We start from the raw sequence: 25831 nt of genomic DNA, 5'->3' as shown, positions 1-25831 counted from the left end.
GGGGCGATGAGCGCAGCGTTGGATCTGCAGACCATCGCGGCGGCGCCGAAAGTGCTGCTGCACGATCATCTCGACGGCGGCCTGCGGCCGGCGACCGTTCTCGACCTCGCGCATCGGCACGGCTATCGAGACCTGCCCGTCGACGACGAGGCCGCCCTCGCCGACTGGTTCCGCACCGCCGCCGACAGCGGATCGCTCGAGAAGTATCTGGAGACGTTCGCGCACACCGTGGGGGTGATGCAGACCCGTGACGGACTCGAACGGGTGGCCCGCGAATGCGCCGAGGATCTCGCAGACGATGGCATCGTCTATGCGGAGGTCCGGTTCGCGCCGGAACAACATCTGACGCAGGGCCTTTCGTTCGACGAGGTGATGGAGGCGGTGCTCGCCGGCTTTGTGGACGGAGCCGCCGAGGCCGCCGCGCGGGGCCGGCCGATCGTGGTGCGCACGCTGGTCACCGCGATGCGCCACGCCGCCCGATCACGGGAGATCGCCGAGTTGACCGTGAAGTTCCGCGACCGCGGCGCGGTCGGCTTCGACATCGCCGGCGCCGAGGCCGGCTTTCCGCCCACCCGGCACCTGGACGCCTTCGAGCTGATGCGGGAATCCAACGCGCCGTTCACGATCCATGCCGGCGAGGCATTCGGGCTACCGTCGATCCACGAGGCGTTGAGCTACTGCGGGGCCGATCGGCTGGGGCACGGCGTGCGGGTGATCGACGACATCGACCTTCCCGAGGGCGTCGACATGGCGGCGGCCGCGTATCCGGAAGCCCGGCTGGGGCCGATTGCGCATTACGTCCGGGATCGGCGAACCCCGCTGGAGCTCTGTCCGAGTTCCAACGTCCAGACCGGCGCGGTGGCGAGTCTCACCGAGCACCCGTTCAATGTGCTTGCCCGCCTGCGATTTCGGGTGACCGTCAACACCGATAACCGGCTGATGAGCGACACCTCGATGAGCCGCGAATGCCTGAAGCTGGTCGAGACGTTCGGCTACGGCTGGACCGATCTGCAGCGATTCACCGTCAACGCGATGAAGTCGGCCTTCATTCATTTCGACCAGCGGCTGGCGCTGATCGATGAGGTCATCAAGCCCGGCTTTGCAGAACTGATGTAGGGCTCAGCCCTTGCGCTGCAGGCGGGTCTCGAAGTCGTGCTGCAGGGCGCGCCACTGCTCGGACTCGTTGTCGAACGGGCCGCTGGGCGCCAACCGCTTCGGGTCGGGATTCAGCGAGTAGTCGATGAACCAGCCCAGCGGCGTCGAGGTGGAGAGTGCCTCCGAGACCGCGTCGTCGTCGGCGAAATCGGCGGCATCGGTGAGGAGTTCGACGGCGAGGTCGAGCTGCTCGCGATCGATCCGCTTGGGGCCGTCGGCGATGTCTTCGGTGATGCCGGGCAGGACGTAGACGTTCTCGTCGTGGACGTCGATCTCCAGCGACCCATCCGTCGCCGCGACCGCCACCTCGTCGAACGTGCTCACCGACGAGAGGTCGTTGTCGTCCGGGTCGGCCAGGAACCGGGCGAGGGCCCGCGCCGACGAGAACACGTAGATTTTGCCGTGCTTGCCCAAGAAGACCGGATCGTCTCCGAGATAGCAACGCAGGGTGAACAATTCGTCGGCGTCGGTGACGATGCGGATCGGGTCGATGCCCACCGACGACCAGAAGTCGTCGTCATCGATGTCGTCCTCGTCGTTTTCTTCATCATCGTCGTCGAGGTCGTCCTCATCCGATGCGTCGTCCTCGTCGTCATCGTCATCGTCGTCGGCGAGGGCGGCGGCACCTGCCGCGCCGGTGACCTCGAGGTCATCGTCGGCGACGTCCGGCTCGTCCTCGTCCTCCGCGCTGGCGGCCGCCTCGAGCTCGGCCTCGGCAATCGCGACGGCGCTCTTGTCGACCTCGGGCGAAGTGATCACTTCGTCGACGGCGTCGACGACGTTGTCCCAGTGCTTGTCGATCAGTGTGCCGATCTTGGACCACAGCTCCTGGCCGTCGCGGCCGTAGAAGTTCTGGGTGCCGATCGTGACGGCACCCAGCATCGGGTTGCCGTTGAAGAACTTGGTGATGGTCGTCAGCTCGCAGACCTCGCCGATGATGCGCACGATGTCGAGGGTGTTCTCGAGCTCCGCGATCACCTCGGGGGTGGGATCTTCGGCGGCCAGCTCGGGCACCGAGATCAGGTCGTAGACCTTGTCGGCGGCGGGCCGCAGCTCCGACGCGGCGAGACCGGCGACGGTATGCCATGCCGGGTGCTCGTCGAGGTCGTTCTCGTCGCCCGACCGCACGAATGCGACCAGCTCGGCGACGGAATCGAAGCCGTACATGTCGTCCTCGAGACCGAGGAACGCCTCCCACTCATCGTCACCCTCGCGCCAGCGCGGCGCCCATAGGGTGAAGGTGTTGCCCTCGGTCAAGACGAGTTCGATCGGGACGATATCTCCGGCCATGGGCACAAAGCCTACTGATTACATCGCGGCGCTTGAAACCGACTAGCTCGAAGCCGATTGGGTGGAGGGCCGGAAGAAGCCCTGGAATCCCTGACCGGCGTTGGTGGTGCGCAGCGCAGTGATGCCGACCGGGTCGCCGCCGGTCTCGATGAGCTTGCCGTTGCCGACATACATGGCGACGTGGCCGTCCCACACCGCGAGGTCGCCGGGCATCAGGTCGGACTGGCTGACGGGCACGCCGGCCGAGTCCTGCTCCTGGGCCAGTCGCGGCAGCTCGACGCCGGCCTGCCGGTAGGCCCACTGGGTGAAGCCGCTGCAGTCGAAGCCGGAATTCGGGTCGGTGCCGCCCCAGACATACGGCAGCCCCTGCTTGGTCAGGGCGGCCCGCACGGCGGTCGCCGCGCGCTCGTTGGGGGCGTACACCGTCGACCCGTCGGGAAGCGTCACCGCGACGCCGCCCGCGCTCGGCGTCGTGCCCGGAGCGGTCCCGCCGGGTCCGAAGGCCCGGGCGAATCGGTCGAGTTCGCCGCCGAGGCGGCCGAGCTGGGCCAGCCGCGGGTCCGATCCGCCGGCGATCCGCGTGACGCGGTCGATCTCGGGCTGAAGCTCGGCGCGGACCCGTTCGACGACCCGCATCGCCCGCTGCAGATGTTCGGTCGCGACCGGCAGGATCGATGCGAGGCCGGGTCCGGTGAACAGGGTGGGCCCCATCGCCGCGGCGATGCCGATGAACGATTGCGCGATCGCCTCCAGGTCGGCGGCGCCCCGGCGCACGATCTCGGCTGACCGGTCATAGGCGTCGGCAAGGTCGGAGCTGTCGTCGCCGAGGGCGGCGCTGTGGTCGCGGCTGCGCCGGATCACCAGCGAGGCGGCGCGTTGGCCGTCGGCAGCCCAGCCGGCGGCCGCCGTACCGTCCGCCTGTGTCAGCCGAGAGGCGCTGTCGCTCAGTGTCGTTGCCGTCGATCGCAGGGCGGCCGTGTGGCCCGCCGGCAGGGCGCCCGTGCCGAATGCGGCGATCAGTGCGCGGATCGGCGCGAGCAGCAATTCAATCGGGATCATGCAGACAGCCCGGCGTCGTCGGTTGCGATGTACCGATCGCGACTGGTCGCGGTGAGGTCGCCGATCCGCGTCAGCGCGGCGCCCAGGCTGCCGACCCGACCGAGATGGGTCTGGGTGGCAGCCGTTGCGGCAGAGAGGAATTCGGCGCCGATGACTCCGTAGACCGCCGCGAGGGCGGTGGTGTCTATCGCGGCGGCGGTACCGCTCGCGGATACCGCGGCGCCGAGAGTGTGGGCCGTGTCGGCCAGGCCGGTGATCGCGGCCGGCGATGCCAGGAGTGTGGTCATGTAGTTCAGACGCCATACGGCGGTCGGCGGTTCCGCCTACGGTTGTCGGATGGACATCACGGTGGTGGATCATCCACTGGCGACCTCGCGGCTCACGGCGATGCGCGACGAACGGACGACCAACGAGCAGTTCCGGGCGGCGCTGTCGGATCTGACCCAGATGTTGATGTACGAGGCGCTGCGGGGCGCGCCGGTGGCCGACGTGCCGATCACCACTCCCGTCGGGCCGACGATCGGCTGCCGGTTGGCGCAGCCGCCGCTGCTGGTGCCGGTGTTGCGGGCCGGGCTGGGCATGGTCGAGCAGGCGCATGCCATGGTTCCGGAGACGCACATCGGATTCGTCGGGATGGCGCGTGATGAGAAGACGCATGAGCCGACCACCTATCTGGAATCGCTGCCCGACCGGATCGCCGGGCCGGTCTTCGTGCTGGATCCGATGCTCGCGACGGGTGGCTCGATGCTGGCCGCACTGGAGCTGCTGGTGGGCCGCGGTGCCGACCAGATCACCGCGGTCTGCGTGGTCTCTGCGCCGGAAGGCATTGCGGCGCTGGAGCAGTCGGGATTGCCGGTGCGGCTGATCACCGCCGCGATCGATGAGGGGCTGAACGCCGACGCCTACATCGTCCCGGGTCTGGGCGATGCCGGCGACCGGCAGTTCGGGCCGCGGTACAGCTGAGGCCGAGAGGAGTCCGAATGTCCAACGACCAGATGCGGGAACTGTGGGCTCGCGGGGCCGAGGTCTGGGTGGAACACAAGGACATCTACGATCGCGAGCTGCGCGGGTTCGCCGACGCCGTGCTCGCGGCCATCGATCCTCGACCGGGCCTGCGGATACTCGACATCGGTTGCGGCACCGGAACATTGCTCGAGCTGGCCGCGGAGTCGGGCGCCTCGGGTGTGGGGTTCGACATCTCCGAGACGATGATCCGGGCTGCGGCGGAACGGGTTCCGGCGGCATCCTTCGTCGTCGCCGATGCGCAGACCACGGATCTGACGGACGGGGGACCGTACGACGCCGTGGTGTCGCGTTTCGGGGCGATGTTCTTCGACGAACCGGCGGTCGCCTTCGCGAACATTCGAAAGGCGTTGCGGCCCGGCGCGCCCATGGCCTTCGTCTGCTGGCGCGGCCTCGACGAGAATCAGATGTTCACGCTGGGAAACTCGGTGCTGGCCGATCGGCTCGACCCCAGGCCGCCGCCCCCGGCGCCAGGTGCGCCGGGGCCGACAGCGCTGGCCGACCCGGAGCGGATCCGCGCGATCCTCGCGGAGGCCGGGTGGACGTCTGTCGGTATCGAGAAGCTCGACATCGTCTGCGATTACGGGCGCGACGGCGGTGATGGCGTCGAGGACCGCTTGGTCACCGTGCTGGGCAGCATGTCGGGGCGGTTCGCCCGCGAGCAGCTGGAGGGCAGGCTCGGCCCGGAAGGCTGGGCTGCAGTGGTCGACGAGGTCCGGGTCGAACTCCGCCGCCACCTGGTTGACGGTCGCGTCCAGTTCAACGGGGCGACCTGGCTGGTGACCGCGAAGGCGTGATCGCCTGCGTTCCGCGGAACACGGGCGGGTATCAGCGCTCGGGTTTCCCGGGCTCGAAGTTGAGCGTGCGCATCTTGTTGGATTGAATTGCGAGCCAAGTAGGTCCAGAGGTGTCCGCCAACGCATTCTCGATCGAATTCCAGCGGCTGGCGAACCGAACCATCTGATCCCAAGGCAACGTGTTCCCGATTCCATGCAGATGGATCACGCGGAGCTGGTGCTCAACCGCGAGGAGGGCTTCAGCAGGGCGGGTGCGTATCCGCCTATCTGATGTGATTGCCACCCAACCGCGGTTCCCGACAATGGGAATCCAGTCTGAGTCCGAGATTCCCAGCGGGAGAATGTCGGCTACTGGATCCCGGCCAAAGCACGCAGTATCTTTGCGCAGCAACGTCATCGCACGCCCGAATCGTGCGAGGTTTTCATCGACCACGAACCGTAGCTTTGGTGTCGACGTGGTCATGGCCATCAAGCCGCGGCCGGATACTTCGCCACATACCGGACTGCGGCGTCGATCTGAGCGAGTGTCAGCTGGTAGTCGGTGGCAAGGTCAGCGCGGTCCTCACCCGCAGCAACCATTCCCGCGATGGTTGCTGCGGTTACGCGACGCCCCTGAAATGTTGGTTGGCCGCTAGAAATGCCTGGGTTGATCACGATCTCGGGAAAGCTGAGATCCATCGGCAGCTGGGAGACGACCTTGGCTGAATTCTCCACAGCCAACTCGGCATGCTCGATGATGGAGAAGCTCTGCCGACTTAAGAGCATCTGCCCGGTCCTGACAACTATTCGTGTGTCATTCGCGCTATCGCCGAGATGGCTGGCGTCGATTGTTAGTTCTCCGGCGTCTGCGGCGAGGTACGGCTGCAGATGGGCCAGCGGATATCTGACGCTGAACTGTTGTCGCAGCGCTTCGACCGCGCCGCGCAGTCGCACAGTAGACACCCGCTGATCGCGATACTCGGCCAGTATCCGAGTCTCGACAAACTCGCCCCACGTCACCCAATCCGTGTTGCGGGCATCCTCGCGGAGGATCGGATCGTAGCTGCGTCCGCCTCGTGTGTAGCCGTTGATCCAACGTCGAGCGGTGCCGGAGGCCAAACCTATGAGGCGGTCGACTTCGGCGTACAGATACACCTCACGGTCGAGAAGCGAGATGGGCATATTCGAAAGCATTCCATAGCTGACCGACAACACCCAGAACATTCCAAGACGTTGGTGTTGAGAGGTGTGTCAGGTCACGTCGATTACCTTCGTGACCTCATCTCCGTAGTCGTTGATCACCTTGACCGCGATCTTGCCGGTGCCCGGCTTCGAGAACGGTCGAGAGGTGGTCTTGTAGAGCGCCGACCAGGCGTCGGCGTCGATGTCAGCTTTGAGTGTGGTCTTGAGCTTCTTGTACGAGTCGTTCCCGCCGGTGAAGTAGCAGTGTCGGACGAAGAATGCTTCGCCGTTGTAGTCGGTGTCGATCATCCAGAGTGCGATCTTGTCGGTGTTGTCGCTGCGGACATCGCCCGTGTTCGGGTCATAGACGTCGACGCCCCGGAGATCCACGACCAGTCGATCGTCGTCGGTGTGCTGCAGCTCGATGTCGGGTTCACCGAAGACGGTGAACAGATTTCCGGCACCGGTCTTCTTGAGTGCTTCACCCATCAGTAAGTCCGAGTTCATCCGCACCAGAAGGACTTTGATTCGGCCAAGCTTGCGCTCGCCGGCAACGCTCGCAAAGCCGTCGTCGGAAGCGTCGATCGTGATCCCATCATCTTCGGTGACTCCGGTCGCGTTCGGATCGAAGGCGAACGCAAGAACACATAGCAGGCCGATACTGCTGTCTTGCATCGCCTCCCGCACCGCATCCTTGATGAACGTCCCGTCGACGGTGCCATACTGCGGTCCTATGCACAGTGCTACGAGGTCGTCTTCGTTGTCGCTGCGTGTGCCGACTGCCTGAATGTGCTGGCCGGCATACGAATCGACCGACGAGAAGTCGATTCGCTCATGGCGGCGGCCGTTCTGGATGCCGGCCTGCAGCAGGTTGTCGAGGATCGTCTGAACAAAATCGGGGTTGTCAACGTCGGTTTCGGCGGCCGCCTCGCTGATCGACTCTCGTTCTGCGGACTCATTCACGTCGTCGAAAGACGCTGAGCGATGCGGCGACAGGCTCTCGACCGTGAACGGGCCGGCGACGCGGACCTTCTTCTTGTCCTCGTACGGTTTGTCGTACAGGTACTCGAAGTCGGCGTGCCGCTTGATTGCGGCATCGATCTCTTCGCGCGACATGCCCTCCTTGAGATCGGGATTGTTCGCGATAGAGCCCAAGGTGATGCGTTGAATACGTTCGTATACGAATCCTTGGCGGATGTCGTTAGTCGGCTTTTCATTCAGGCCAATGGCTGAACCGGCGAGAGCAGCCTCCTTGGCCTTCCCCTCTGCCGAATCGGCGAGCAGGTAATGCGGGAATCGGCCGGTCATGATTCGCTGTCGAGCGAGCGCGAGCGCCACCCGTGATGTATCGATCGTGATCCAGCGCCGGCCCCAATGTTCGGCAACGTATGCCGTCGTGCCCGATCCACATGTCGGGTCGAGCACCAGATCGCCAGGGTCGGTGCACATGAGCATGCACCGTTCGATAGCTTTCGAACCGGTCTGGACCACATACAATTTGTCATCAGTGAAGTTGCCCGTGGCGGTATCAGTCCAGTTGTTGTTCCACGCGATCCATCCAAAGTCCTCGGGGTAGCGAATATAGCGGATGCTGTTGCGCGCAATGTGAATCCGATTGGCGTGGGCTAGCTTCTCCATGCCACTTGGAAAAGTAGCTTTCCAGTGCGAACCAGGCGGTGGACTGTAGGTGTTGCCACGAAACTGGAACTCTTGCGGTGAGCGTGATGCACCTTGGGATACAAGATTGTCTGGGGCGTACAGTCGCGACCCTTTAGGGAGCGGCGACTGTCCGTCGCGCTCAGACTTTGTTCGGCTGCGTGTCGAGTTATCTTCCAGCTGGACCCAATTGTACCCCTGTCGATCAATCGCCTTGCGCCACAGTGTCCGTGATTTCAACAGCCCGATGTCCGCTGCATACCAAAGGATGTAGTCGCCTGAACGTCCAATGGCTGATGACTGAGTGAAACCGCTTGTAGTAGAGTATGAGATTTGGCTGACGAATTGGTTCGGGCCGAATACTTCATCCAAGAGACTTCGAACTACGTGGACGTTGTCATCACCGATCTGAACGAAGCAAGATCCGCTGCTAGTCAACAGGTCTCGTGCGGCAATCAATCTGTCACGCAGGTATGAAAGGTAAGTGTGGATTCCACCGCTCCAGGTGTCGCGGAACGCCTTGATAGCCTCGACTTCTCGCGCGACAGACTCGGCCTTTCCATCCTTGACGTCGCGCTTGCCAACAGTCGGCTGCCAGTTTGAGTTGAACTTGATGCCATACGGGGGATCGATATACACCATCTGCACCTTGCCGCGGAGGTGTTCATGTTCGGCAAGTGAGGTCATAGTTAACAGCGAGTCGCCGAGAATAAGCCGGTTGGACCACTTCGCATCATGCCGATAGGGCTCGGCCAAGGACAGGTCATCGAGGCCGTCGAAATCATTGTCGTCAAACAGCGTTGGATCTTGGGCAATTGTCGCGCCATGCGCCCGGCGAAACTCTCTGATTAGTCGTTCGGGGTCGATCTTCTCCTGGATGAATATCGGCGGCGCGTCGACAATCAAGTCTTCTGCGTCCGTGGTGTCCTTGCCGCGCCAGACCAGCTGAGGATCGAGTTCGGGATCGCGTTTGTAGGTCACGGGTTCGACTCTCAGATCGGCAGGATCGAAGAATTCCTGAGCATCAGCGGTTGGGAGATTGATCCGCTTGTCCTTGTGGCGTACAGCCGAGATTGGCACTGGGCCTGTCGGTTTAGAGGTCCTACGCGCCACGTCGCTCCTCGAAGTCCAGTTGGTCGGGGTCGCCGATGATCGCGGCGTTGTTGTACAGGTTGGTGATGGCCTCGTTGAGCCGTGGCCGCGTGGTCACCGGGTCGGTGATTTCGACATAGCCCCAGATCCCGAATCCGCCATGGTTGTTCACGGCCGGACACCAGATCTCGCGAGCGGTGCGGGCCTTCTCGCGCGTCGGTCCGGGACTCTTCTGCCCGCCAGAGACCTCGATGATCAGGTGACGGACGGGGTCGTCAGCATCGCGAGTCTTCAGCCGCACGATGAAGTCCGGTACGTACCGATGGCTGCGGCCCTTGTATACGTACGGGATCTCGAAACCGAGATGGTCGTTCTTGACATATGCCGCAACGGATTTGTGCGCCTCGCACTCCTGGGCCGTGATCTGCTCCCAGGTATTGCCGTCGATGCCGTCGAGGACCACGTGGCTCACCTCTGAGTGGACGGTCTCCACCGCCTTCTTGCGAGTAATGAACCGGACGTCGGCAGTCGACCCGGCGGGATCGAAATGGCGGAGAAGGGCGCGCATGCGTGGTCGACCGTGGCCCGGCTGGCTCCCGATCGCATTGAATATGTCTTCGCAGGCGCGTAGGCAAGTCTCGTCGCGGAACAGCAGGGACGACAGCGACCGCCCATCTGCGATCTCGACACAGTCGGTAATCCATCGGTCGACGATGCGAGTGAGCTGGCGGAAATGCCACGGACGTTGATCGCCGTTGGTCTGGAAGTAGCGCTTCAGCAGCCGGCTCGCGAGATGGAACGCAACCTGCTGGCGGCGTACATGATCGAACGGATCGACGACGAGTTCGTTGACCCCGACGATCGGCGCCAGCTCCGTCCTGGTGGGCACCTCGTCGGCTTCGATCCGGAACTTCGGCAGCCCATCGGTATCGAAAATCAGGTCTGGGTCGGGCATCTCGATCCGGTAGCCGTCGACTTTCGGAAACTCGATCCGATACTGGGACCGGCCTTCGAGTGCGCGGACTTCCAGCGCGGGGGTTAGCGGTTTGGGGTCCTTGACTACCCGGTCGGTCGGGATGAATGAGAATGGGACGCCGTAGATGTTGGCGTACTCGGGGTCGAAGAATCCGTCGTCGTTGACGTCGTATGACCTGCGTCGGAGTCCACGACCGACGACCTGTTCGCAGAGCAGCTGGCTTCGGAACGCGCGGATTCCGAGTATGTGGCTGACCGTGTTCGCGTCCCAGCCTTCGGTCAGCATCGCAACGCTGACGACGCACCGCACGCCGGCGCCCAGCTTGCCTGGCTTGCCGACCGTGTTCATCACCTCGCGCAGGATCTCCTCGTCGGAGATCTTCTCCGTGTCGGCGCCGGGGTGATCGATTCGGTACTGCGCTTTGAATGCCGAGATCTCGGCTGCCGCGGCCGCTTTGAAGTCACCCTTTAGTGCTTCGCCGGATTCGAGCTGCGCGGAGTCGACAAGGATCGTCCTGGGCATGGCGAGCAGCCGATGGTCCACGACGTTGCTGAACAGGTCAAGGTTTCCCTTAACGTATGTCGTGGCGTCTTCGTTTGAGGCTTCGTAGCCAGCGATCCAGTCGTAGACGAGCTTGGACACCAAAGTATTCGGGCAGACGACGATGAATACGGGCGGCGTGTAGCCGTGCTGTGCGAGCTCGGATTTCCAGTGCTCGTATGTTCGTTCGTAGCTTCGATAAAGGCTCGTCAGCGCGCTGGATAGGACGTCGGGCATCGGCCATTCGCCGGAAACGATGTTCTTGGTCTTCCGCTTCGGGAGTTCCTTGCCGACGTACTCCCAGAGATGCAGGTAGGTGACCAAGTCTCCGGCAGCATCATCGTCCACCGGCGTGCGCGGGATCTTGACGATGCCGGACTCGATGGCATCCATCAAGGAGAAGTCGCTCACAGTCCACGAGAAGAGCTGTCCCTCCTGGTATCCGGAGCCGGACAGATAGAACGGCGTGGCGGACAGGTCGTAGACCTGCTTCACGCCGATGCGCTTCGCGACGGCTTGGATCCCTTTGAACCAGACCCGGGCGTCCGCGTTTGCCTCAGCTTCCTCGCTGCTGATCTCAGTCGAGGTCATCGGCTTGTCCTGATAGCAGTGATGAGCTTCGTCATTGATCACGATGACTTCGCCACGGACTGAGCCGAAGTCGCGCAGAACACGGGCCGCCACCGCGTCGGTCGATTCTCTGAATGGGTCGGCTTTGCCGGCGAGGAGTATCTCTCGCGTGGTCTTGCTGACTCCTTTGATTTCCTTCGCGTCGCGGGGGAGAAACGCGTGGTAGTTGGTGATGACGATCTGCGCGCGCTCCAGGATGCCGGCGAGGTCGGCCGGAATGAGGTCTCGCGCGGCGTAGTAGTTCTCCGGATCCGACGGCTGCAGGACCCGCAGCCGGTCGCGGATCGTAATGCCCGGGGCAATGACTAGAAATCGGTTGCTGAAGCGTGCGTCGCGCGGTGAGAACGCTTTGTTGATCGACTGCCACGCGATCAGCATCGCCATCACCACGGTCTTGCCGGATCCGGTAGCCATCTTCAGCGCGATGCGCGGGAGTCCGCTGTTGTGCGTGGCGTTCTCGCCGTCGAGACGCAGGCGCCAGTCTCGATAGCCGTCGCGTCCGGAGACTTCCGCTAGGAAGATCGCAGTTTCGACTGCCTCTCGCTGGCAGAAGAGAACCCGGTTGTCGCGATTTGGGTCGGACCAATGGTTCAGCAGCTTCTTGCTGATGGCGGTGGCGCGGTTGTATTCGCTCTGACGCCACTTGGCCACGTCGATCCGAAGCTCGTTAATGAGTGTGTTGCGCTCTGTGCGCTCGCCCATGCTCAGGTCGAGAGATTCCTGGACCGCGCCACGTCTCTTCTTGGCTTGCGCGATGGGGATGAACGATTCACTCGCGCGGCGGCCAGGAGCGATCTCGCCGGTGGGACCGTGGTCGCCCATGACGAAGTGTTCAGACGGTGGGTCGTATGGCGAGTTCAGGATCGGGTTCTCGATCGCGTCTGTCATCCCGTCCCCTTGATCTCGCAAAGCCATCTATAGATGGTCGACCTTACAAGTCTGGGGCGACAAAGTCGGCGAGGTGTCAGAGTCCGTCGTCGAGCAACAGGTGGCGGACCGTCTCGCTGCTCGATTGCGAGAGCTGCGCGAAGGGCTGGATCTGACCCAAGAAGAGGTTGCGGAGCGGGCGGGGATTTCACGCAATCACTACCAGTTGCTCGAGATCGGCTGGGGTAACCGGCAGTCGAAGGTCCCCGCCAATCCGCGGCTCTCGACGCTGACAAACCTGTGTCACGTGCTCGGCACTACCGTGCCGGATCTGATCGCTGCGATGTATCCGGCCGAATCGTCCGGCAGATAACCGCCGCGAACGGCGCGTTCCGCGGAACGCGGTCTGTCGGTGGCACGCGATATCCTCCTGCTCAATCGAACACTAGTTCTACGGCTTTGGGGGATGCTGTGACCGCTGCTGATGTCGCGATCGCCGATCTGGATGACGATGAGCTGGCGGATTGCCTTGTCGGGATGGCGGGCCAGCTCGCCGCGATGACCTGCCGTTTCTTGGACGCGCTGGCAGCGTTCGATGCGCGGGGTGGTTGGTGCGGTGTAGGCATCCGCTCGTGCGCACATTGGCTCTCGTGGAGATGTGGCACGAGCTTGCGGACCGGGCAGGAGCAGGTGCGTGTGGCAGGTGCGCTTCAGGAATTGCCGTTGCTGCACAAGGCTTTCGCCGAGGGGCGGGTGTCCTACAGCAAAGTACGGGCGGTCTCGCGAGTCGCCGAGCCGGACACCGAGGCGGAGCTGGTCGAGGTCGCGATGACGAAACCGGCATCGCATCTCGAACGACTCTGCGCCGGGCTGGCCAAGGTCGGCTCGGACGACGGCGAACCCGAATCGGTGACGTCGACCGGTCGCTGGCGATGGCAGGACGAGGGCACGTTGAAGGTGACGCTGACGCTCACCGCGGTCGACGGCGCGCGATTCCTAGCCGGGGTGACCCGCGCCGAATACGAGCGGGTGCGGACCGGGGATGGCACAGATGTCGACGGATGGTCCGGCGCGCCTTCGGATATCGCCGCGGCCATGGTGGTGCTTGCCGAGCGTGCTTGTGCGGAACTGGCGGCGCCGGCGATTGCGCCGCATGCCGAGGTGGTGGTCGAGCGACGACCGGACGGGCGTGCCAGGCTCGCGGACGGCCCGGCGCTGTCTGCCGTTGAGGAATCCGAGCTCCGCTGCGGTGCTGCGGAATCGGAGCGAACCGTGGACGGCGCTGGCGCGGTGCTGAACTGGGGACGCACGCGGCGTGCACCGACGGTCCTGCAGACCAAAGCGCTGTCGCGGCGTCAGAACGGTTGCTGCGGAGTCCCCGGCTGCGGTCGGCGGCGGTTCCTGCACGTGCATCACGTGCGCTTCTGGTCGGATGGCGGCGCCACCGACCTGGCGAATCTGGTGCTGCTGTGCGGCGAACATCATCGATTGCTGCACCGCGGCGAACTGTCGATCGAAATGATTGGCGGACAACGGTTTCGGTATCTCGATGGTGACGGTCACGAGCTCGTCGACGCCCCGACGATGCGGTTCGACAGCCAGGAGTTGTGGCCGTTCCATTCGATCGATGCCGACGCGATCCTGCCGAACTGGGGTGGTGAGCCACTCGATGTCGGCTACGCGACCTGGGTGCTGATGACCGAGTGGGAACGACGCCGCGAACTCAGCGCGGCGGCCTGACCCCGCGGTAGATGGTGCGCTGGATGATCGGCGTCAGCGACCAGGCGGGCATTCGAAACGAATGCCCGGTCGGCATGAAGACCTGCAGGCCGTCCGGCTGCGGCCCGAGCACTGAACCCCAACGATGCGGCCGCGGCCGGAACTGCCGCATCCGGCCGCCGGTGAGTTCGGCCCGCACATTGCGCACGAGGAGCTTGTCGCCGCGATTGCGGGCCGAACTCCGCAGGGGGTCGGTCGCCGCGACGTCGCCGATCGCGAACACGCCCGGCTGACCGGGCACCCGGAAGTCGGGCCCGACCCGCACGAAGCCGCCGTCGTCGAGCAATTCCGTTGGCAGCCAGTCGGTGTTCGGCCGTGCCTGCCCGACCGCCCACAGCACCGCATCCGCGTGGATGTCTGGTTGGCCCGTGGCCCAGTGGACCGTGCCGGCATCGAGCAGGTCGGGTGCGACGCCATGGGGCAGCTCTGCGCGATGGCCCGAGTGGATGGCGACGCCGAGCGATTCGAGCCGACGGCTGACGGTCCGCCAGACGCGCGGATGATGGCTCCGAAGGGCTTGGTCGCGCGGGAAATACAGGTCGACCCGTTTGTCCGGCCAGCGGCGCGCGATGTTGCCGGCACTGTTGACCGCGGCCGCGCCGCCGCCGATCACGGCGACCGATGCCGCGTCGGCGAGACGGGCATGCGCCGCGGCGATCGCGGTGTCGATCTCGCCGGCCGACTGCACGGTGGGCCGGCGCCAGAAGCCGTTCGTCACGCCCGTGGCGATCACCAGCGCATCGAACGGCTCGGTTCGCGTGAGGCCGTCGGCGGTGTGGATCGTGACGGTCCGAGCCGCCAGATCCACGCCGATGACCTCGCCGTGCGCCCGCTGCACTCGGTCCAGTCCGCGGAGTCGCCCGAATTCGATCCAGTAGTTGCGGGCCCATTCGTCCGGCCGGGTGAGTCGCATGCCCAGTTCCTGGCCGCTCAGCAGCCCAGGTTTGACGGAGACGCCGAGTACGTCCGCGTGCCGCGCCAGCCCGATGGCGGTGAGCATCCCGGTGTCGCCGAGCCCGACCACCACCACGCGCCTGCGCATCAGACGCCGCGCGCTGCCCAGCGGCCGCCAGATCGCTCCACGATCACGTCGTGCGCAAAGCATTTGCTGATCGCCTCGGAGGTGAGGACCTCATCGACGGGGCCCTGCACCACCTCCTCGCCGTCGGCGAGCAGCAGCGCATGGCTGGTGCTGGCGGGCAGATCCTCGAGGTGGTGGGTGACCAGCACGCTGGCCATGTCGGTGACCTGCTCGCGTAGCTGGTCGACGCTGCGCAGGAGGATTTCGCGGGCGGCGAGATCGAGGCCGGTGGCGGGCTCGTCGAGCAGCAGCAGCGACGGCCGGCCGATCAATGCCCGGGCGATCAGGGTGCGACCGCGCTCGCCCTGGCTCATCGTGGGCCACAGCAGGTTTCGTCGTTCGCCCATACCGAGCAGGTCGAGCAGCTCGTCGGCGTGAGCGTGCTCGGCGGCGGTGTAGTGCCGGCGCGGATCCGGTTCCGGGGTGTTCGTCAGGCCGGAGAGCACCACGTCGTGCGCCTCGAGCGGGTAGTCGATGCGGTGGCGCGGGTTGACGTGTCCGATGTGGGTGCGCAACTCGCGCATATCCACTCGGCCCAGGCGCTTGCCGAGGACGTCCACGGTGCCGTTGGTCGGGTGACCGAAGGCGCCGAGGATCGTCAGCAGGGTCGACTTGCCGGCGCCGTTTGGCCCGAGGAGCGCCCAGTGCTCTCCCGGTCGGACGGTGAAGGTGATGTCGCGCAACAGATATCGTCCGCCGCGCACGACATCGATATCGGCCGCGTGCAGGACCGGTTCGATGGCTGGATTCACTGCTTTATTGGCTCCAATAGTTCTGGACGGTGTCCGGGTAGCTCTGCCCATCCTTGGTGATCACCACAAAGCCGCTGGGGCTCATCAGGTACTGGGTCCCATCGGGGGCAGTGGCCGCCCATCCGGCGTCCTGTCGGTTGGCTGACTGGACCGTGACGGGTGTTCCGTCGCTGACGTCCGACTTGCCGACGTAGTACTCGCGGCCGGTCGCCGCGGACTGGCAGATGATCGCTTGTGAGCGATCGGTGACCACCACCATCATTACCGGATCGTCGTCGACCTGGCACCGCGGACCCCCGTCGGTGAAGCCATGCGGGTCGGTATCAGGCACTGACGGCTGCCGGAAGTCGGCGAGGCCGGGCCGAGGGGAGCGGCTGGTGGACCTGCTCGTGGTCGTCGACGTCGTGCTGGGGTCCGTGGATTGGGAAGTGTCGGTGGTGGTTTGGGTCACCGTGGTGGTGGTCGTCGGGGTGCCGTTGTTGCTCTGGTGCGACGGCTTGAACGCCACCAACCCGACCACGATCGACGCGGCCAGGATCAGGGCGCCGATCACGATCGATGCGAGGACGATCGGCGACGACCACGGAGATCGAGTCATTGCGCTGACGTTACTAGTGCGCGGACGTCCGCGAGCAGGGCTTCCCGCAGCAGTTCGGCACGGGGGCGTCGGGAGCCGACCGGGCCGGGCGGCGTCGCGACCTCGACGTAGCACTTGAGTTTCGGTTCGGTGCCCGACGGTCGCGCGATCATCCGAACGGCCGACCCCTCGGCATCGGTTCCGGCGAAGGCGATGGCATCGGTGCGCAACACGTCGGTACGGGACGCGAAGTCGGTGACGTCGACCGCGATCCCGGCCAGCGTCGTTGGCCCCTGTCGCCGCAGCCGCGCCATGATCGCGGCGATCTCGTTCAGGTCGTTCACGCGGATGGAGTGCTGCGCGGTCAGATGCACGCCGTGCGTCGAGAAGAGCCGATCGAGCATCGCTCCCAGTGATACGTCCTCGGCCAGGATCGCCAGTGCCACGGCGCCGCTGATGCCGTCCTTGTCGCGCACGGCGTCGGGGTCGACGCAATGGCCGATCGCCTCCTCGTACGCGTAGACGAGTCCGTCGCCCGCGCGCACCAGCCATTTGAATCCGGTCAGTGTCTGCGCGTAGCGCGCGCCGGCCGCGGCCGCGATCTTGCCGAGCAACGAGCCGGACACGATGGTGTTGGCCACCAGCGGATCCGGGTGATCGGTGGTCGTCAGAATGTGATGCCCGAGCAGCGCGCCGGTCTCGTCGCCGGTGAGCATCCGCCAGCCGGTCCCGGTGCCGGCGGGCACTCCGACGGCGCAGCGATCGGCATCGGGATCGAGGGCGACGGCGATGTCGGCATCGACGCGTCGTGCCAGGTCGAGCAGCAGATCGGTCGCGCCGGGCTCCTCGGGATTGGGGAACGCGACGGTGGGAAACCGCGGGTCGGGCTCGAATTGCTCGGCGACCGTGTGGATGTCGTGGAATCCGGCCTGGCGCAGTGCGCGAACCGCGAGCTCGCCGCCGACGCCGTGCATCGGCGTCAGGGCGATCCGCAGTCGGCGTCCGCGTCGGCCGAACCGGTCCGCCAGCCGGGCGAGGTAGCGGTCCATCGCAGCCGCGGCCCGACCGTCGGCCGCGACCGCCGCGAGCGGAATGCGTTCCGCCGAAGGCGCATCCGCCAGCAATGTCTCGATCTCGGTGTCGGCCGGCGGGACCAGCTGGGCACCGCCGTCGAGATACACCTTGTAGCCGTTGTCGGTGGCCGGATTGTGCGACGCGGTGATCTGGATCCCGGCCGCCGCGCCGAGGTCGCGCGCGGTGAACGCGACCAGGGGCGTCGGCGATGTGCCGGGAAGCGCGACCACGTCGAAACCCCGCGCGGCCAGTACTTCCGCGGTGACCGCCGCGAACTGCTCGGACCCGGTCCGCGCATCCCGGCCGACGACGACCGTCGATCCCGCGAGCCCCCGACGCGCGAGGTATTCGGCGACCGCGGCGGTCACGCGGGTGACCGTGGCGACGTTCATCCCGGTGGGTCCCTCGCGTACCGGACCCCGCAACCCGGCGGTGCCGAAACGCAGGTCGGTCACAGTTTTTCGATGATCTGCGCCAGCAGCACACCCAACGGTCCGGCGGATTCGAGCCCGGTGGCGAGCACCTCGCCGTGGCTCAGCGGCTGACCGGTGACCCCGGCCGCGAGGTTCGTCACCAGCGACAGGCCGAGCACCTGCATGCCGGACGCGCGGGCCGCGATGGTCTCGTGCACGGTCGACATGCCGACCAGGTCCGCGCCGAGCGTCCGCAGCATCCGGATTTCGGCCGGCGTCTCGTAGTGCGGCCCCGGAAGCCCGGCATAGACGCCCTCGGCGAGCGTCGGATCGACCGACTGCGCCACCTCGCGCAGTTTGGGGGAGTACGCGCCGACCATGTCGACGAAGTCGGCGCCGACGAGCGGTGAGCGGCCGGTCAGATTCAGATGATCGGCGATCAGCACGGGCTGGCCCGTCGTCAATCCGTCGCGGATGCCGCCGGCGGCGTTGGTCAGGATGATCGTCGATGCGCCGCAGGCCGCGGCCGTGCGCACCGGATGCACCACTCTCTGCAGTGGATGCCCCTCGTATGGATGCAGCCGACCGACCATCACCAGCACGTGATGCTCGCCGACCTTGATCGACTGCACCGATCCGGTGTGGCCGGCGGCGCTCGGGGCGCTGAAGCCGGAGATCGTCGACATCGGCACCGTCGCGGTCGGGGTGCCGAGGCTGACCGCGGCCGGGGCCCAGCCCGATCCGAGGACGACGGCGACGCTGTGTCGGGGGACGCCGGTGGCCGTCGCGATCTGCAGCGCGGCGGCTTCGGCCGCGCGGTGCGGGTCGATCGTGAGTTCGTTGACCGATGCGGGCATGGGTCAAGAGTAGTTGTCTAAGGTCGACACATGCCTTATCTCACTCGGAGTGACTCGGTCTGGACGCTGTACCTGGGGACTGAAGGGATCGAATTGGATCCGCAGAACCCGGAGAACCGGTTCCATCCGGACTGGATCGCCGCGGTCCACGAGCAGCTGGACCGGATCGAGGCGGATGACGAGAAGACCGCGGTCGTGCTCACCGCGACCGGCAAGTTCTTCAGCAACGGGCTGGACGTCGACTACGTCGCCGCCAATGCGGACAAGCTGCCGCAGTACTTGGACCAGGTGCATGCCCTGTACCGGCGGCTGCTGACCTTCAGCCGGCCGATCGTCGCGGCCGTCAACGGCCACGCCTTCGGCGCCGGGGCGATGCTGGTGCTGTGCGCCGAGCACCGGATCATGCGGACGGAGCGCGGCTTCTGGTCGCTTCCGGAGATCCTGCTCGGCATGCCGTTCACCGATCCGATGTCGGCGCTGCTGCGGACCCGGCTGCCGGATGCGACGGCCACCGAGGCGATGACCACCGGCCGCCGCTACGGCGCCGCGCAGGCGCAGGAGTTGGGGATCGTGGAGCAGGCCGTCGACGTCGACTCGCTGCTCACCATCGCCACGGCCGAGGCCGCCAACCGCGCCGCCGTGGCCGGCCCGGGGCTCGCGACGATCAAATCGAATCTGCGCGGCCCGCTGCTGCAGGTGATGTCGCAGCCGACGCCACCGCTATGATCGCCGAGGCGGTGGCGGCTGTCGCCACCGATCTGACCGGCCTGTCCGCGAGCATCCACGCCGAACCCGAGTTGGCCTTCGAGGAACATCGAAGTGCGGCAAAGACTTCCGAGCTGCTCGGTGGGTACGGATTCGAGGTGCGCCGCGGCGTCGCCGGCCTGCCGACCGCCTTCGACGCCCGCTTCGGCAGCGGCGACCTCGTGGTCACGCTCTGCGCCGAATACGACGCGCTGCCCGGACTCGGTCATGCCTGCGGGCACAACATCATCGCGGCCGCCGCGGTCGGTGCCGCGCGGGCGCTGTCGACGGTGGCGGACGAGCTCGGCATCACCGTGCAGGTGCTGGGCACCCCCGCGGAGGAAGCCGGCGGCGGCAAGATCACGCTGCTGGATGCCGGAGCCTTCGACGAGGCGGCGCTGGCGATGATGGTGCATCCCGCCGATGTCGACGAGATCCGGTGCCGCAGCCTGGCCTTGGCCGATATCGCGGTTGCCTACCGTGGTGTGGAGGCGCATGCGTCGGCGGCTCCGGAACGCGGTCGCAACGCGGCCGATGCGGCGACGGTCGCCCAGGTGGCCGTGGGTCTGCTGCGTCAACACCTAGAGCCCGGCCAGCAGATTCACGGGATGGTGACCGTCGGCGGGTCGGCGCCGAATGTCATTGCCGCACATACCGAGCTGATGTATTACCTGCGGGCGCTCGACGGCGAGTCGCTGCAGCGGCTCGATGACCGGGCCGAGGGCTGCTTCGCCGCCGGGGCGGTGGCCACCGGCTGCACCCATGAGTGTCGCATCGTGTCGCCGACGTATCTGGAACTGCGACACGATGATCGGCTGGCCGAGGCGTATCGCACGGCGATCATCGAGCGCGGGCGCAGGCCGGCGCCGCCGGGCCGAGAGGGTCTGCGGCCGTTCGGCAGCACCGACATGGGCAACGTCAGCCAGACGGTGCCGAGCATCCATCCGCTGATCGGGATCGATTCGGGCGGAGCGAATATCCACGAGCCGGGTTTCGCCGCCGCCGCGGTATCCCCGTCGGCCGACCAGGCGATCATCGACGGCGCCATCGCGCTGGCCGAGACCGCCGCCGCCGTCGCGGTCGACCAGGGCTGGCGGGCCGAGTTGTTGCAGTTGCGGGAGAAGAGGTCCCAGTGAGTTCCTTCGAGGCCATAGACGCCTGGGTCGCGGAGAACGAGCCGCAGCTGGTCGCCTGGCGCCGGGATATGCATCGGCATCCGGAGCTGTCGCGGGTCGAGAACCGCACCACGGATCTGGTTGTGGCACAGCTGGAGTCCTTCGGCCTGGAGCCCGTGCGGATGCCGCTCGGCACCGGCGTCCTCTGCGACGTCGGCCCGGACGGCGACCGGATCGGTCTGCGGGCGGACATGGACGCGCTGCCGATTCCGGAGCACACCGGACTCCCGTTCGCGTCGATGGTCGACGGGGTGTCGCATGCGTGCGGCCATGACGCGCATACGGCCATCCTGCTCGGCGTCGCGAAATTCCTTGCCGCGGTAGATGACCTACCGGTCGGCGTGCGACTCATCTTCCAGCCCGCCGAAGAGGTGATGGCCGGAGCGCTCGATGCGGTGGCCGCCGGGGCCACCAAGGGAGTGTCCGCGGTCTACGCGCTGCACTGCGACCCTAAGCTCGAGGTCGGCCGGGTCGGCCTGCGGATGGGGGCGATCACGTCGGCGGCCGACGTGGTGGACCTGTCTCTGAGTGCGCCGGGCGGACATACCTCGCGACCGCATCTGACCGGCGATCTGGTGTACGCGATGGGCGCCGTGATCACCGGGCTGCCGGGGATTCTGTCGCGCCGCATCGACCCGAGCACCAGCACGGTGATGGTGTGGGGCGCAGCGCATGCCGGCGAGGCGTTCAACGTCATTCCGCAGACGGGACGTCTACAGGGCACGGTGCGCACCGGCGACCACGACATCTGGGCGCAGTTGGAGCCGACGGTGCGCGACATCATCGGCGGCATCCTGGCCCCGCTCGGCGTCGAATACGACCTGACGTACAAGCGCGGGGTGCCGCCCGTGGTCAACGACCCCGACTGTTACGAGCGGTTGCATGACGCGGTCGCGGCGATCGGCCCGCACGCCGTGGCCGAAACCCTGCAATCCGGTGGGGGAGAAGACTTCTCGTGGTACCTGGAGGATGTTCCGGGGGTGATGGGCCGGCTCGGCGTGTGGAGCGGGGCGGGTGCCCAGTACGACATCCATCAGCCGAATTTCATCCTCGACGAACGTGCGCTCGCCGTCGGCGTCAAGACCTTCCTGCGCGTGGTGGCCGGAGCGTAAGTTCTGGGGCTGAGTGGGAATCCGGCCAGGCAGAAGGAGGTCGGCTATAGCGGAGCTATGCCGGCCGACTGATAACGCAGCCGGATTTTCACTCAGCCCCAGAACCCGGGCCGACGTTGCGGGCGTCGCGTACTCGGAGTGCCCGCACGTATTCGGCTGGGGCCCCGGCGATTTCGGCCGCGTCCGCCATCACGCCCAGGTAGCGGGCGGAGGGCAGGCCACCCTCGTAGGCGTCCAGCACGTACATCCAGGCAAGCACCGGGCCGTCCGCGGTGTCGACGCGCGCGCGGATCTTGCGATGGATGCCGAGTTCCGAGCCTTCCCAACGGTCCAGGCTCAGCGCGTCCTCGTCGGTGACGTCGTAGAGCACGATGAAGACCCGGGCGGTGGGGTCGGAGCGATCCTCGGTGACGGTCGCGAGGGCGCCCTCCCAGCCGATGTCGCCGCCGCCGAAGGTGAGTCGCCACCCGTGCAGCCAGCCGGTGCCCGCCATCGGGGAGTGCGGCGCACGCTGCTGCATCTGGTCCGGGTGCATATTCGACCCGTACGCGGCGTAAATCGGCACGGACACGAGACTACTCGGACCACCTGCGGCGCCGTGCTCGACTAGATTGTTCTCCCGTGACCAGCATTGTGATCATCGGCGGCGGACCTGCGGGATACGAGTCGGCACTGGTGGCCGCGAATTACGGAGCCGACGTCACGGTGATCGACGCCGACGGCATCGGCGGTGCCTGCGTGTTGTGGGACTGCGTGCCGTCCAAGACCTTCATCGCCTCGACGGGCGTCCGCACCGAGGTACGGCGGGCGGCCGCGCTCGGCATCGACCTCAATGACGAGCACACCGAGGACTCGATGCACCGGGTCAACAAGCGGGTCAAAGACCTGGCCTACGCCCAGTCGGCCGACATCCGAACGAAGCTGCTCGAAGAGGGGGTCCGGATCATTCACGGCCGCGGCCGGTTGGACGATTCGCGGCCCGGGCTGTCGCATCGGGTGCGGGCGATCAGCGCCGACGGCACCGAGGAGACCCTCGTCGCCGATGTGGTGCTGATCTGCACCGGCGCCTCGCCGCGCGTGCTGCCGGCCGCCGAACCGGACGGCGAACGAATCCTCAACTGGCGCCACCTGTATGACCTCGAACAGGCCCCCGAACATCTGGTGGTGGTCGGTTCGGGCGTCACCGGCGCCGAGTTCGTCCACGCCTACACCGAGCTGGGTGTGAAGGTGACCATGGTCTCCAGCCGCGACCGCGTGCTGCCCGGCGAGGACGAGGACGCCGCCCTGGTGCTGGAGGAGGCGCTGGCCGAGCGCGGCGTCACCCTGGTCAAGCATGCGCGTGCCGACCGGGTGGAGCGCACCGCCGACGGCGTGCTGGTGCACCTGGCCGACGGCCGTACCGTCGAGGGCTCGCATGCCCTGATGACCGTGGGATCGGTGCCGAACACCGCCGACCTCGGTCTGGAGAACGCCGGGCTCGAGCTGGACAACGGCTACCTGCGGGTCGACCGGGTCTCGCGAACCGCGGTGCCGGGCATCTATGCCGCCGGCGACTGCACCGGCCTGCTGCCGCTGGCATCGGTGGCGGCCATGCAGGGCCGGATCGCGATCTACCACGCCCTCGGCGAGGGGGTGGCCCCGATCAAGCTCAAGACGGTGTCGTCGGCCATCTTCACCCGGCCGGAGATCGCGACGGTCGGCGTGAGCCAGCAGGCGATCGACGCCGGCGACTACCCGGCGCGCACCGTGATGCTGCCGCTGTCGACCAATCCGCGCGCCAAGATGATGGGGCTGCGCCGGGGTTTCGTGAAGATCTTCTGTCGCCCGCAGACCGGCGTGATCATCGGCGGCGTGGTGGTGTCACCGCAGGCGTCCGAGCAGATCCTGCCGATCGCGATCGCGGTGCAGAACCGGCTGACGGTCGGCGATCTGGCACAGACGCTGTCGGTCTATCCGTCGCTGTCCGGCTCGGTTATCGAGGCAGCGCGACAGCTGGTTCGACACGACGATCTGGACTGATCTCGTCAGGTGCCTCGGTCGACTCCCACGCGCGAGTGGTGCGGATGTACAGCCAGATCATCGAGATCAGCCCGAAAATGACCAGCGGGCCGTACAGCCACGGATCGTCGGCCATCTCGATCGACGCGTAGCGATACATCAGCAGTAGGGCGGCGAAGACGGCGGTGCCGTAGCCAACGAGCTGGATCCGCGTCCGGCCCCAGCCCTGTTCGGGGCTGCGCAGCGCGGCCTCGATGGTGAGGCAGAAGACCGCGCCGGCGACCAGGTCGGTGCCGTAGTGATAGCCGAAACCCAGGGTCGCGGTCAGGGTGGCCAGCAGCCAGAACGTTCCGGCGTAGCGCAGCAGCCGCGGCGCCTTGCGGGAATGGATGAAGATCGCCGTCGCCCAGGCGGTGTGCAGGCTCGGCATGCAGTTGCGCGGGGTGAGCTTGTCGAAGTCCATCCAGTGCGGGCTGACCACCGGGGGCACCGTGTTGGGCCACAGGTTCGCGACGGCGTAATGCCCGCCGTCGACGCCGTAGGCGAAGATCGGCCCGACCACAGGGAACAGCATGTAGACGGCCGGACCGAGCAGCCCGATCACCAGGAACGTGCGCACCAGATGGTGGCTCGGGAAGCGTCGAAGGCGGGCGACGTTGCGCAGCTGATAGAGCGCGACGAGCACCGCGGCGACCGCGAGCTGGACATACACGTAGTCGAGGACGTGCGCCCCGACCGATCCGGTCGCCCGGACGGCGCGGCCCATCAGCCAGGACGGGTCACCGAGGGCGTGGTCTGCGGCGGCCACGAACTGATCGAGCACCCGCGGCCGCGACATCGTCGTGATGAGCAGCCAGCTGTCGCCGACCTTGCGTCCGGCGACCAGCAGCAGACCCAGGCCCACGCCCTTGAGCAGCAAGGTGCGCCGACGGCCGGTGCATCGGAAGGCCGCGTATGCGGCCCAGCCGAGCAGCACCCACAGCGCGCCGTTGCCGAAGTTCTGCTTCGCATCGACGACCAACCGGACCAGCGCGAACACGACATCGATGGCCAGTGCCGCACCGAGGGAGTAGAAGCGGTCGCGCCAGCTCACGGTGATGAGCATGAGGCCGAGGCCGGCGTAGAGCAGCGGCCCGGACTTCGGCGTGAAGATGATCTCGCGCACCTGGTTGGTCAGCGGGCCCGGCTCGCCGTAATGGCGGGACATGATCTCCACAGCGATCATGAAGCCCAGCGCGAAGATCCCGACCAGGGCCCATAGCACGACCTTGGGCTGACGGAGCAGGTCCGTCGCCCGCCGTTGCGTCAGCTGCGAATACACCCGGGACACTGTAGTTAACCCGGGGTTCATTTCCCAACCACCTCGCGGCTGCGCACCGTATCCGAATGCTTCCCGTTTCCCGGTTGTGTGAAGTCCCACAGCGGCTGGTGGCAAAATAGTTAGCAGTTATCAACTAGTCTTAGAAGTTGTTAGTTGTGGAAAGGAAAGCGGACGTGGGTGAACCGGCTGTGACCGCGAGTCCCGGCCGACCTGCAGATCTCGGGGTGGCGGCGACGGTGCACCGGGACCTCATCCGAATCAATCGGGCGCTCCGGAGCACGCCGCGGCCTGACGAACTCACCGCCGGCTGCATGTCGGCGCTGTGGACCATCGCCGAACACGCGCCGATCCGGGCCACTGAGGTCGCGGAGCTCGAAGGCGTCACCGGACCGACGATGTCCCGGCTGGTCGGCTCGCTCGAGCACCACGGTCTGCTGGCTCGCTCGATCGATCGGAACGATCGACGGGTCTGCCTGCTGTCACTGACACCGGAGGGCGTCGACTACGTCAACCACGCGTCGTCGAAGGCCGAGACGCTGTTCAAGGAGGCGCTGTACTCGCTGGACAGCGACGACCGCGCCGCCGCACAACGGGTGTTCGCACGGCTTGCCGAGGCGCTCAGCGACCCGTTCCCGGATTCCGTGGCCGCGGAACCCGAACTCGAGGAAGGAATCTGATGCAGCCGACATCCAACGGACACTC

General features: G+C 66.2%; 24 protein-coding genes. 10 read left to right on the top strand and 14 right to left on the bottom strand.

Annotated elements, in window-relative coordinates:
* The first annotated feature begins 6 nt into the window (after nucleotides 1-6).
* Nucleotides 7-1116 (top strand): adenosine deaminase, encoded by a 1110-nt coding sequence (locus tag G341_RS0119000; protein WP_018180761.1) that lies wholly within the window; start codon nucleotides 7-9, stop codon nucleotides 1114-1116.
* A 3-nt stretch (nucleotides 1117-1119) separates the two neighbouring features.
* On the opposite strand, the gene G341_RS0118995 is transcribed toward G341_RS0119000, so the two are convergent.
* Genes G341_RS0118995 through G341_RS0118985 form a run of 3 tightly spaced genes read right to left on the bottom strand, consistent with a single transcriptional unit; the run spans nucleotide 1120 to nucleotide 3791 of the window.
* On the bottom strand, nucleotides 1120-2445 hold the full coding sequence (locus tag G341_RS0118995; RefSeq protein ID WP_018180760.1) for a hypothetical protein: 1326 nt from the start codon (nucleotides 2443-2445) through the stop codon (nucleotides 1120-1122).
* Between the two features lie 42 nt (nucleotides 2446-2487).
* Nucleotides 2488-3504 carry a C40 family peptidase gene (locus G341_RS0118990; RefSeq protein WP_018180759.1) on the bottom strand — a complete coding sequence of 339 codons (1017 nt, stop codon included), beginning with the start codon at nucleotides 3502-3504 and terminating at the stop codon, nucleotides 2488-2490.
* Entirely contained in the window at nucleotides 3501-3791 is a 291-nt protein-coding gene (locus G341_RS0118985) for a type VII secretion target (RefSeq protein WP_018180758.1), read from the bottom strand. Before G341_RS0118985 ends, G341_RS0118990 begins: the two co-directional genes overlap by 4 nt.
* A gap of 49 nt (nucleotides 3792-3840) precedes the next feature.
* On the opposite strand from G341_RS0118985, the gene upp reads away from it, so the two are divergent.
* Together upp and G341_RS0118975 are read left to right on the top strand one after the other, a co-directional pair.
* Nucleotides 3841-4467 carry a uracil phosphoribosyltransferase gene (gene upp / locus G341_RS0118980; protein WP_018180757.1) on the top strand — a complete coding sequence of 209 codons (627 nt, stop codon included), beginning with the start codon at nucleotides 3841-3843 and terminating at the stop codon, nucleotides 4465-4467.
* Between the two features lie 17 nt (nucleotides 4468-4484).
* On the top strand, nucleotides 4485-5324 hold the full coding sequence (locus tag G341_RS0118975) for a class I SAM-dependent methyltransferase (RefSeq protein ID WP_018180756.1): 840 nt from the start codon (nucleotides 4485-4487) through the stop codon (nucleotides 5322-5324).
* A gap of 31 nt (nucleotides 5325-5355) precedes the next feature.
* Here G341_RS0118975 and G341_RS0118970 read toward each other — a convergent pair whose 3' ends face one another.
* The 4 genes from G341_RS0118970 to G341_RS0118955 all read right to left on the bottom strand — a co-directional run bounded on the left by G341_RS0118970 (nucleotide 5356) and on the right by G341_RS0118955 (nucleotide 12267).
* The gene (locus G341_RS0118970) at nucleotides 5356-5793 is read right to left on the bottom strand and encodes a PIN-like domain-containing protein (protein ID WP_245557058.1); all 438 of its coding nucleotides are present in this window, start codon (nucleotides 5791-5793) and stop codon (nucleotides 5356-5358) included.
* Nucleotides 5793-6527, bottom strand: a complete 735-nt coding sequence (locus G341_RS0118965) for a DUF433 domain-containing protein (protein ID WP_018180754.1) — start codon at nucleotides 6525-6527, stop codon at nucleotides 5793-5795. The genes G341_RS0118970 and G341_RS0118965 overlap by 1 nt, the downstream gene beginning before the upstream one ends.
* Before the next feature lie 27 nt (nucleotides 6528-6554).
* The gene (locus G341_RS0118960) at nucleotides 6555-9122 is read right to left on the bottom strand and encodes a site-specific DNA-methyltransferase (protein WP_245557057.1); all 2568 of its coding nucleotides are present in this window, start codon (nucleotides 9120-9122) and stop codon (nucleotides 6555-6557) included.
* Between the two features lie 121 nt (nucleotides 9123-9243).
* A complete protein-coding gene (locus G341_RS0118955) occupies nucleotides 9244-12267 on the bottom strand; it encodes a BPTD_3080 family restriction endonuclease (protein WP_018180752.1) in 3024 nt (1007 codons plus the stop codon).
* Between the two features lie 73 nt (nucleotides 12268-12340).
* Between G341_RS0118955 and G341_RS0118950 the strand changes: the two genes are divergently transcribed.
* Both G341_RS0118950 and G341_RS0118945 read left to right on the top strand, forming a co-directional pair.
* The gene (locus tag G341_RS0118950; RefSeq protein ID WP_018180751.1) at nucleotides 12341-12619 is read left to right on the top strand and encodes a helix-turn-helix domain-containing protein; all 279 of its coding nucleotides are present in this window, start codon (nucleotides 12341-12343) and stop codon (nucleotides 12617-12619) included.
* A gap of 98 nt (nucleotides 12620-12717) precedes the next feature.
* Nucleotides 12718-13986, top strand: a complete 1269-nt coding sequence (locus G341_RS0118945) for an HNH endonuclease signature motif containing protein (protein WP_018180750.1) — start codon at nucleotides 12718-12720, stop codon at nucleotides 13984-13986.
* Here the strand turns inward: G341_RS0118945 and G341_RS0118940 are convergent.
* Genes G341_RS0118940 through G341_RS0118920 form a run of 5 tightly spaced genes read right to left on the bottom strand, consistent with a single transcriptional unit; the run spans nucleotide 13970 to nucleotide 18779 of the window.
* Nucleotides 13970-15070: an FAD-dependent oxidoreductase gene (locus G341_RS0118940; RefSeq protein WP_026303886.1), complete on the bottom strand. Its 1101-nt coding sequence runs from the start codon at nucleotides 15068-15070 to the stop codon at nucleotides 13970-13972. The two genes, G341_RS0118945 and G341_RS0118940, sit on opposite strands and share 17 nt — an antisense overlap.
* Nucleotides 15067-15858 (bottom strand): ABC transporter ATP-binding protein, encoded by a 792-nt coding sequence (locus tag G341_RS0118935; protein ID WP_018180748.1) that lies wholly within the window; start codon nucleotides 15856-15858, stop codon nucleotides 15067-15069. Before G341_RS0118935 ends, G341_RS0118940 begins: the two co-directional genes overlap by 4 nt.
* A gap of 4 nt (nucleotides 15859-15862) precedes the next feature.
* Complete coding sequence (locus G341_RS22610) at nucleotides 15863-16456, bottom strand: hypothetical protein (RefSeq protein ID WP_018180747.1); 594 nt, start codon at nucleotides 16454-16456, stop codon at nucleotides 15863-15865.
* The gene (locus tag G341_RS22605; RefSeq protein WP_018180746.1) at nucleotides 16453-17964 is read right to left on the bottom strand and encodes a phospho-sugar mutase; all 1512 of its coding nucleotides are present in this window, start codon (nucleotides 17962-17964) and stop codon (nucleotides 16453-16455) included. The genes G341_RS22610 and G341_RS22605 overlap by 4 nt, the downstream gene beginning before the upstream one ends.
* Complete coding sequence (locus G341_RS0118920; protein ID WP_018180745.1) at nucleotides 17961-18779, bottom strand: purine-nucleoside phosphorylase; 819 nt, start codon at nucleotides 18777-18779, stop codon at nucleotides 17961-17963. The genes G341_RS22605 and G341_RS0118920 overlap by 4 nt, the downstream gene beginning before the upstream one ends.
* A gap of 30 nt (nucleotides 18780-18809) precedes the next feature.
* On the opposite strand from G341_RS0118920, the gene G341_RS0118915 reads away from it, so the two are divergent.
* Genes G341_RS0118915 through G341_RS0118905 form a run of 3 tightly spaced genes read left to right on the top strand, consistent with a single transcriptional unit; the run spans nucleotide 18810 to nucleotide 21810 of the window.
* A complete protein-coding gene (locus G341_RS0118915) occupies nucleotides 18810-19505 on the top strand; it encodes an enoyl-CoA hydratase/isomerase family protein (protein ID WP_026303885.1) in 696 nt (231 codons plus the stop codon).
* The gene (locus G341_RS0118910; RefSeq protein WP_018180743.1) at nucleotides 19502-20659 is read left to right on the top strand and encodes an amidohydrolase; all 1158 of its coding nucleotides are present in this window, start codon (nucleotides 19502-19504) and stop codon (nucleotides 20657-20659) included. The genes G341_RS0118915 and G341_RS0118910 overlap by 4 nt, the downstream gene beginning before the upstream one ends.
* Nucleotides 20656-21810: an amidohydrolase gene (locus tag G341_RS0118905; protein WP_018180742.1), complete on the top strand. Its 1155-nt coding sequence runs from the start codon at nucleotides 20656-20658 to the stop codon at nucleotides 21808-21810. Before G341_RS0118910 ends, G341_RS0118905 begins: the two co-directional genes overlap by 4 nt.
* A gap of 88 nt (nucleotides 21811-21898) precedes the next feature.
* Here G341_RS0118905 and G341_RS0118900 read toward each other — a convergent pair whose 3' ends face one another.
* A complete protein-coding gene (locus tag G341_RS0118900; protein ID WP_026303884.1) occupies nucleotides 21899-22375 on the bottom strand; it encodes a gamma-glutamylcyclotransferase family protein in 477 nt (158 codons plus the stop codon).
* 56 nt (nucleotides 22376-22431) lie between these two features.
* On the opposite strand from G341_RS0118900, the gene G341_RS0118895 reads away from it, so the two are divergent.
* A complete protein-coding gene (locus tag G341_RS0118895; RefSeq protein ID WP_018180740.1) occupies nucleotides 22432-23829 on the top strand; it encodes an NAD(P)H-quinone dehydrogenase in 1398 nt (465 codons plus the stop codon).
* Here the strand turns inward: G341_RS0118895 and G341_RS0118890 are convergent.
* Nucleotides 23783-25129 carry a phosphatase PAP2 family protein gene (locus tag G341_RS0118890; protein ID WP_018180739.1) on the bottom strand — a complete coding sequence of 449 codons (1347 nt, stop codon included), beginning with the start codon at nucleotides 25127-25129 and terminating at the stop codon, nucleotides 23783-23785. The two genes, G341_RS0118895 and G341_RS0118890, sit on opposite strands and share 47 nt — an antisense overlap.
* Nucleotides 25130-25302: 173 nt before the next feature.
* On the opposite strand from G341_RS0118890, the gene G341_RS22600 reads away from it, so the two are divergent.
* A complete protein-coding gene (locus G341_RS22600; RefSeq protein ID WP_155827071.1) occupies nucleotides 25303-25806 on the top strand; it encodes a MarR family winged helix-turn-helix transcriptional regulator in 504 nt (167 codons plus the stop codon).
* The last annotated feature ends 25 nt before the right edge of the window (nucleotides 25807-25831 follow it).

The organism is Jongsikchunia kroppenstedtii DSM 45133 (assembly GCF_000380485.1).
GTDB lineage: Bacteria > Actinomycetota > Actinomycetes > Mycobacteriales > Mycobacteriaceae > Jongsikchunia > Jongsikchunia kroppenstedtii.
Note: the sequence above shows the minus strand (reverse complement) of the source record. Positions and strands in the feature narration are given on the sequence as shown.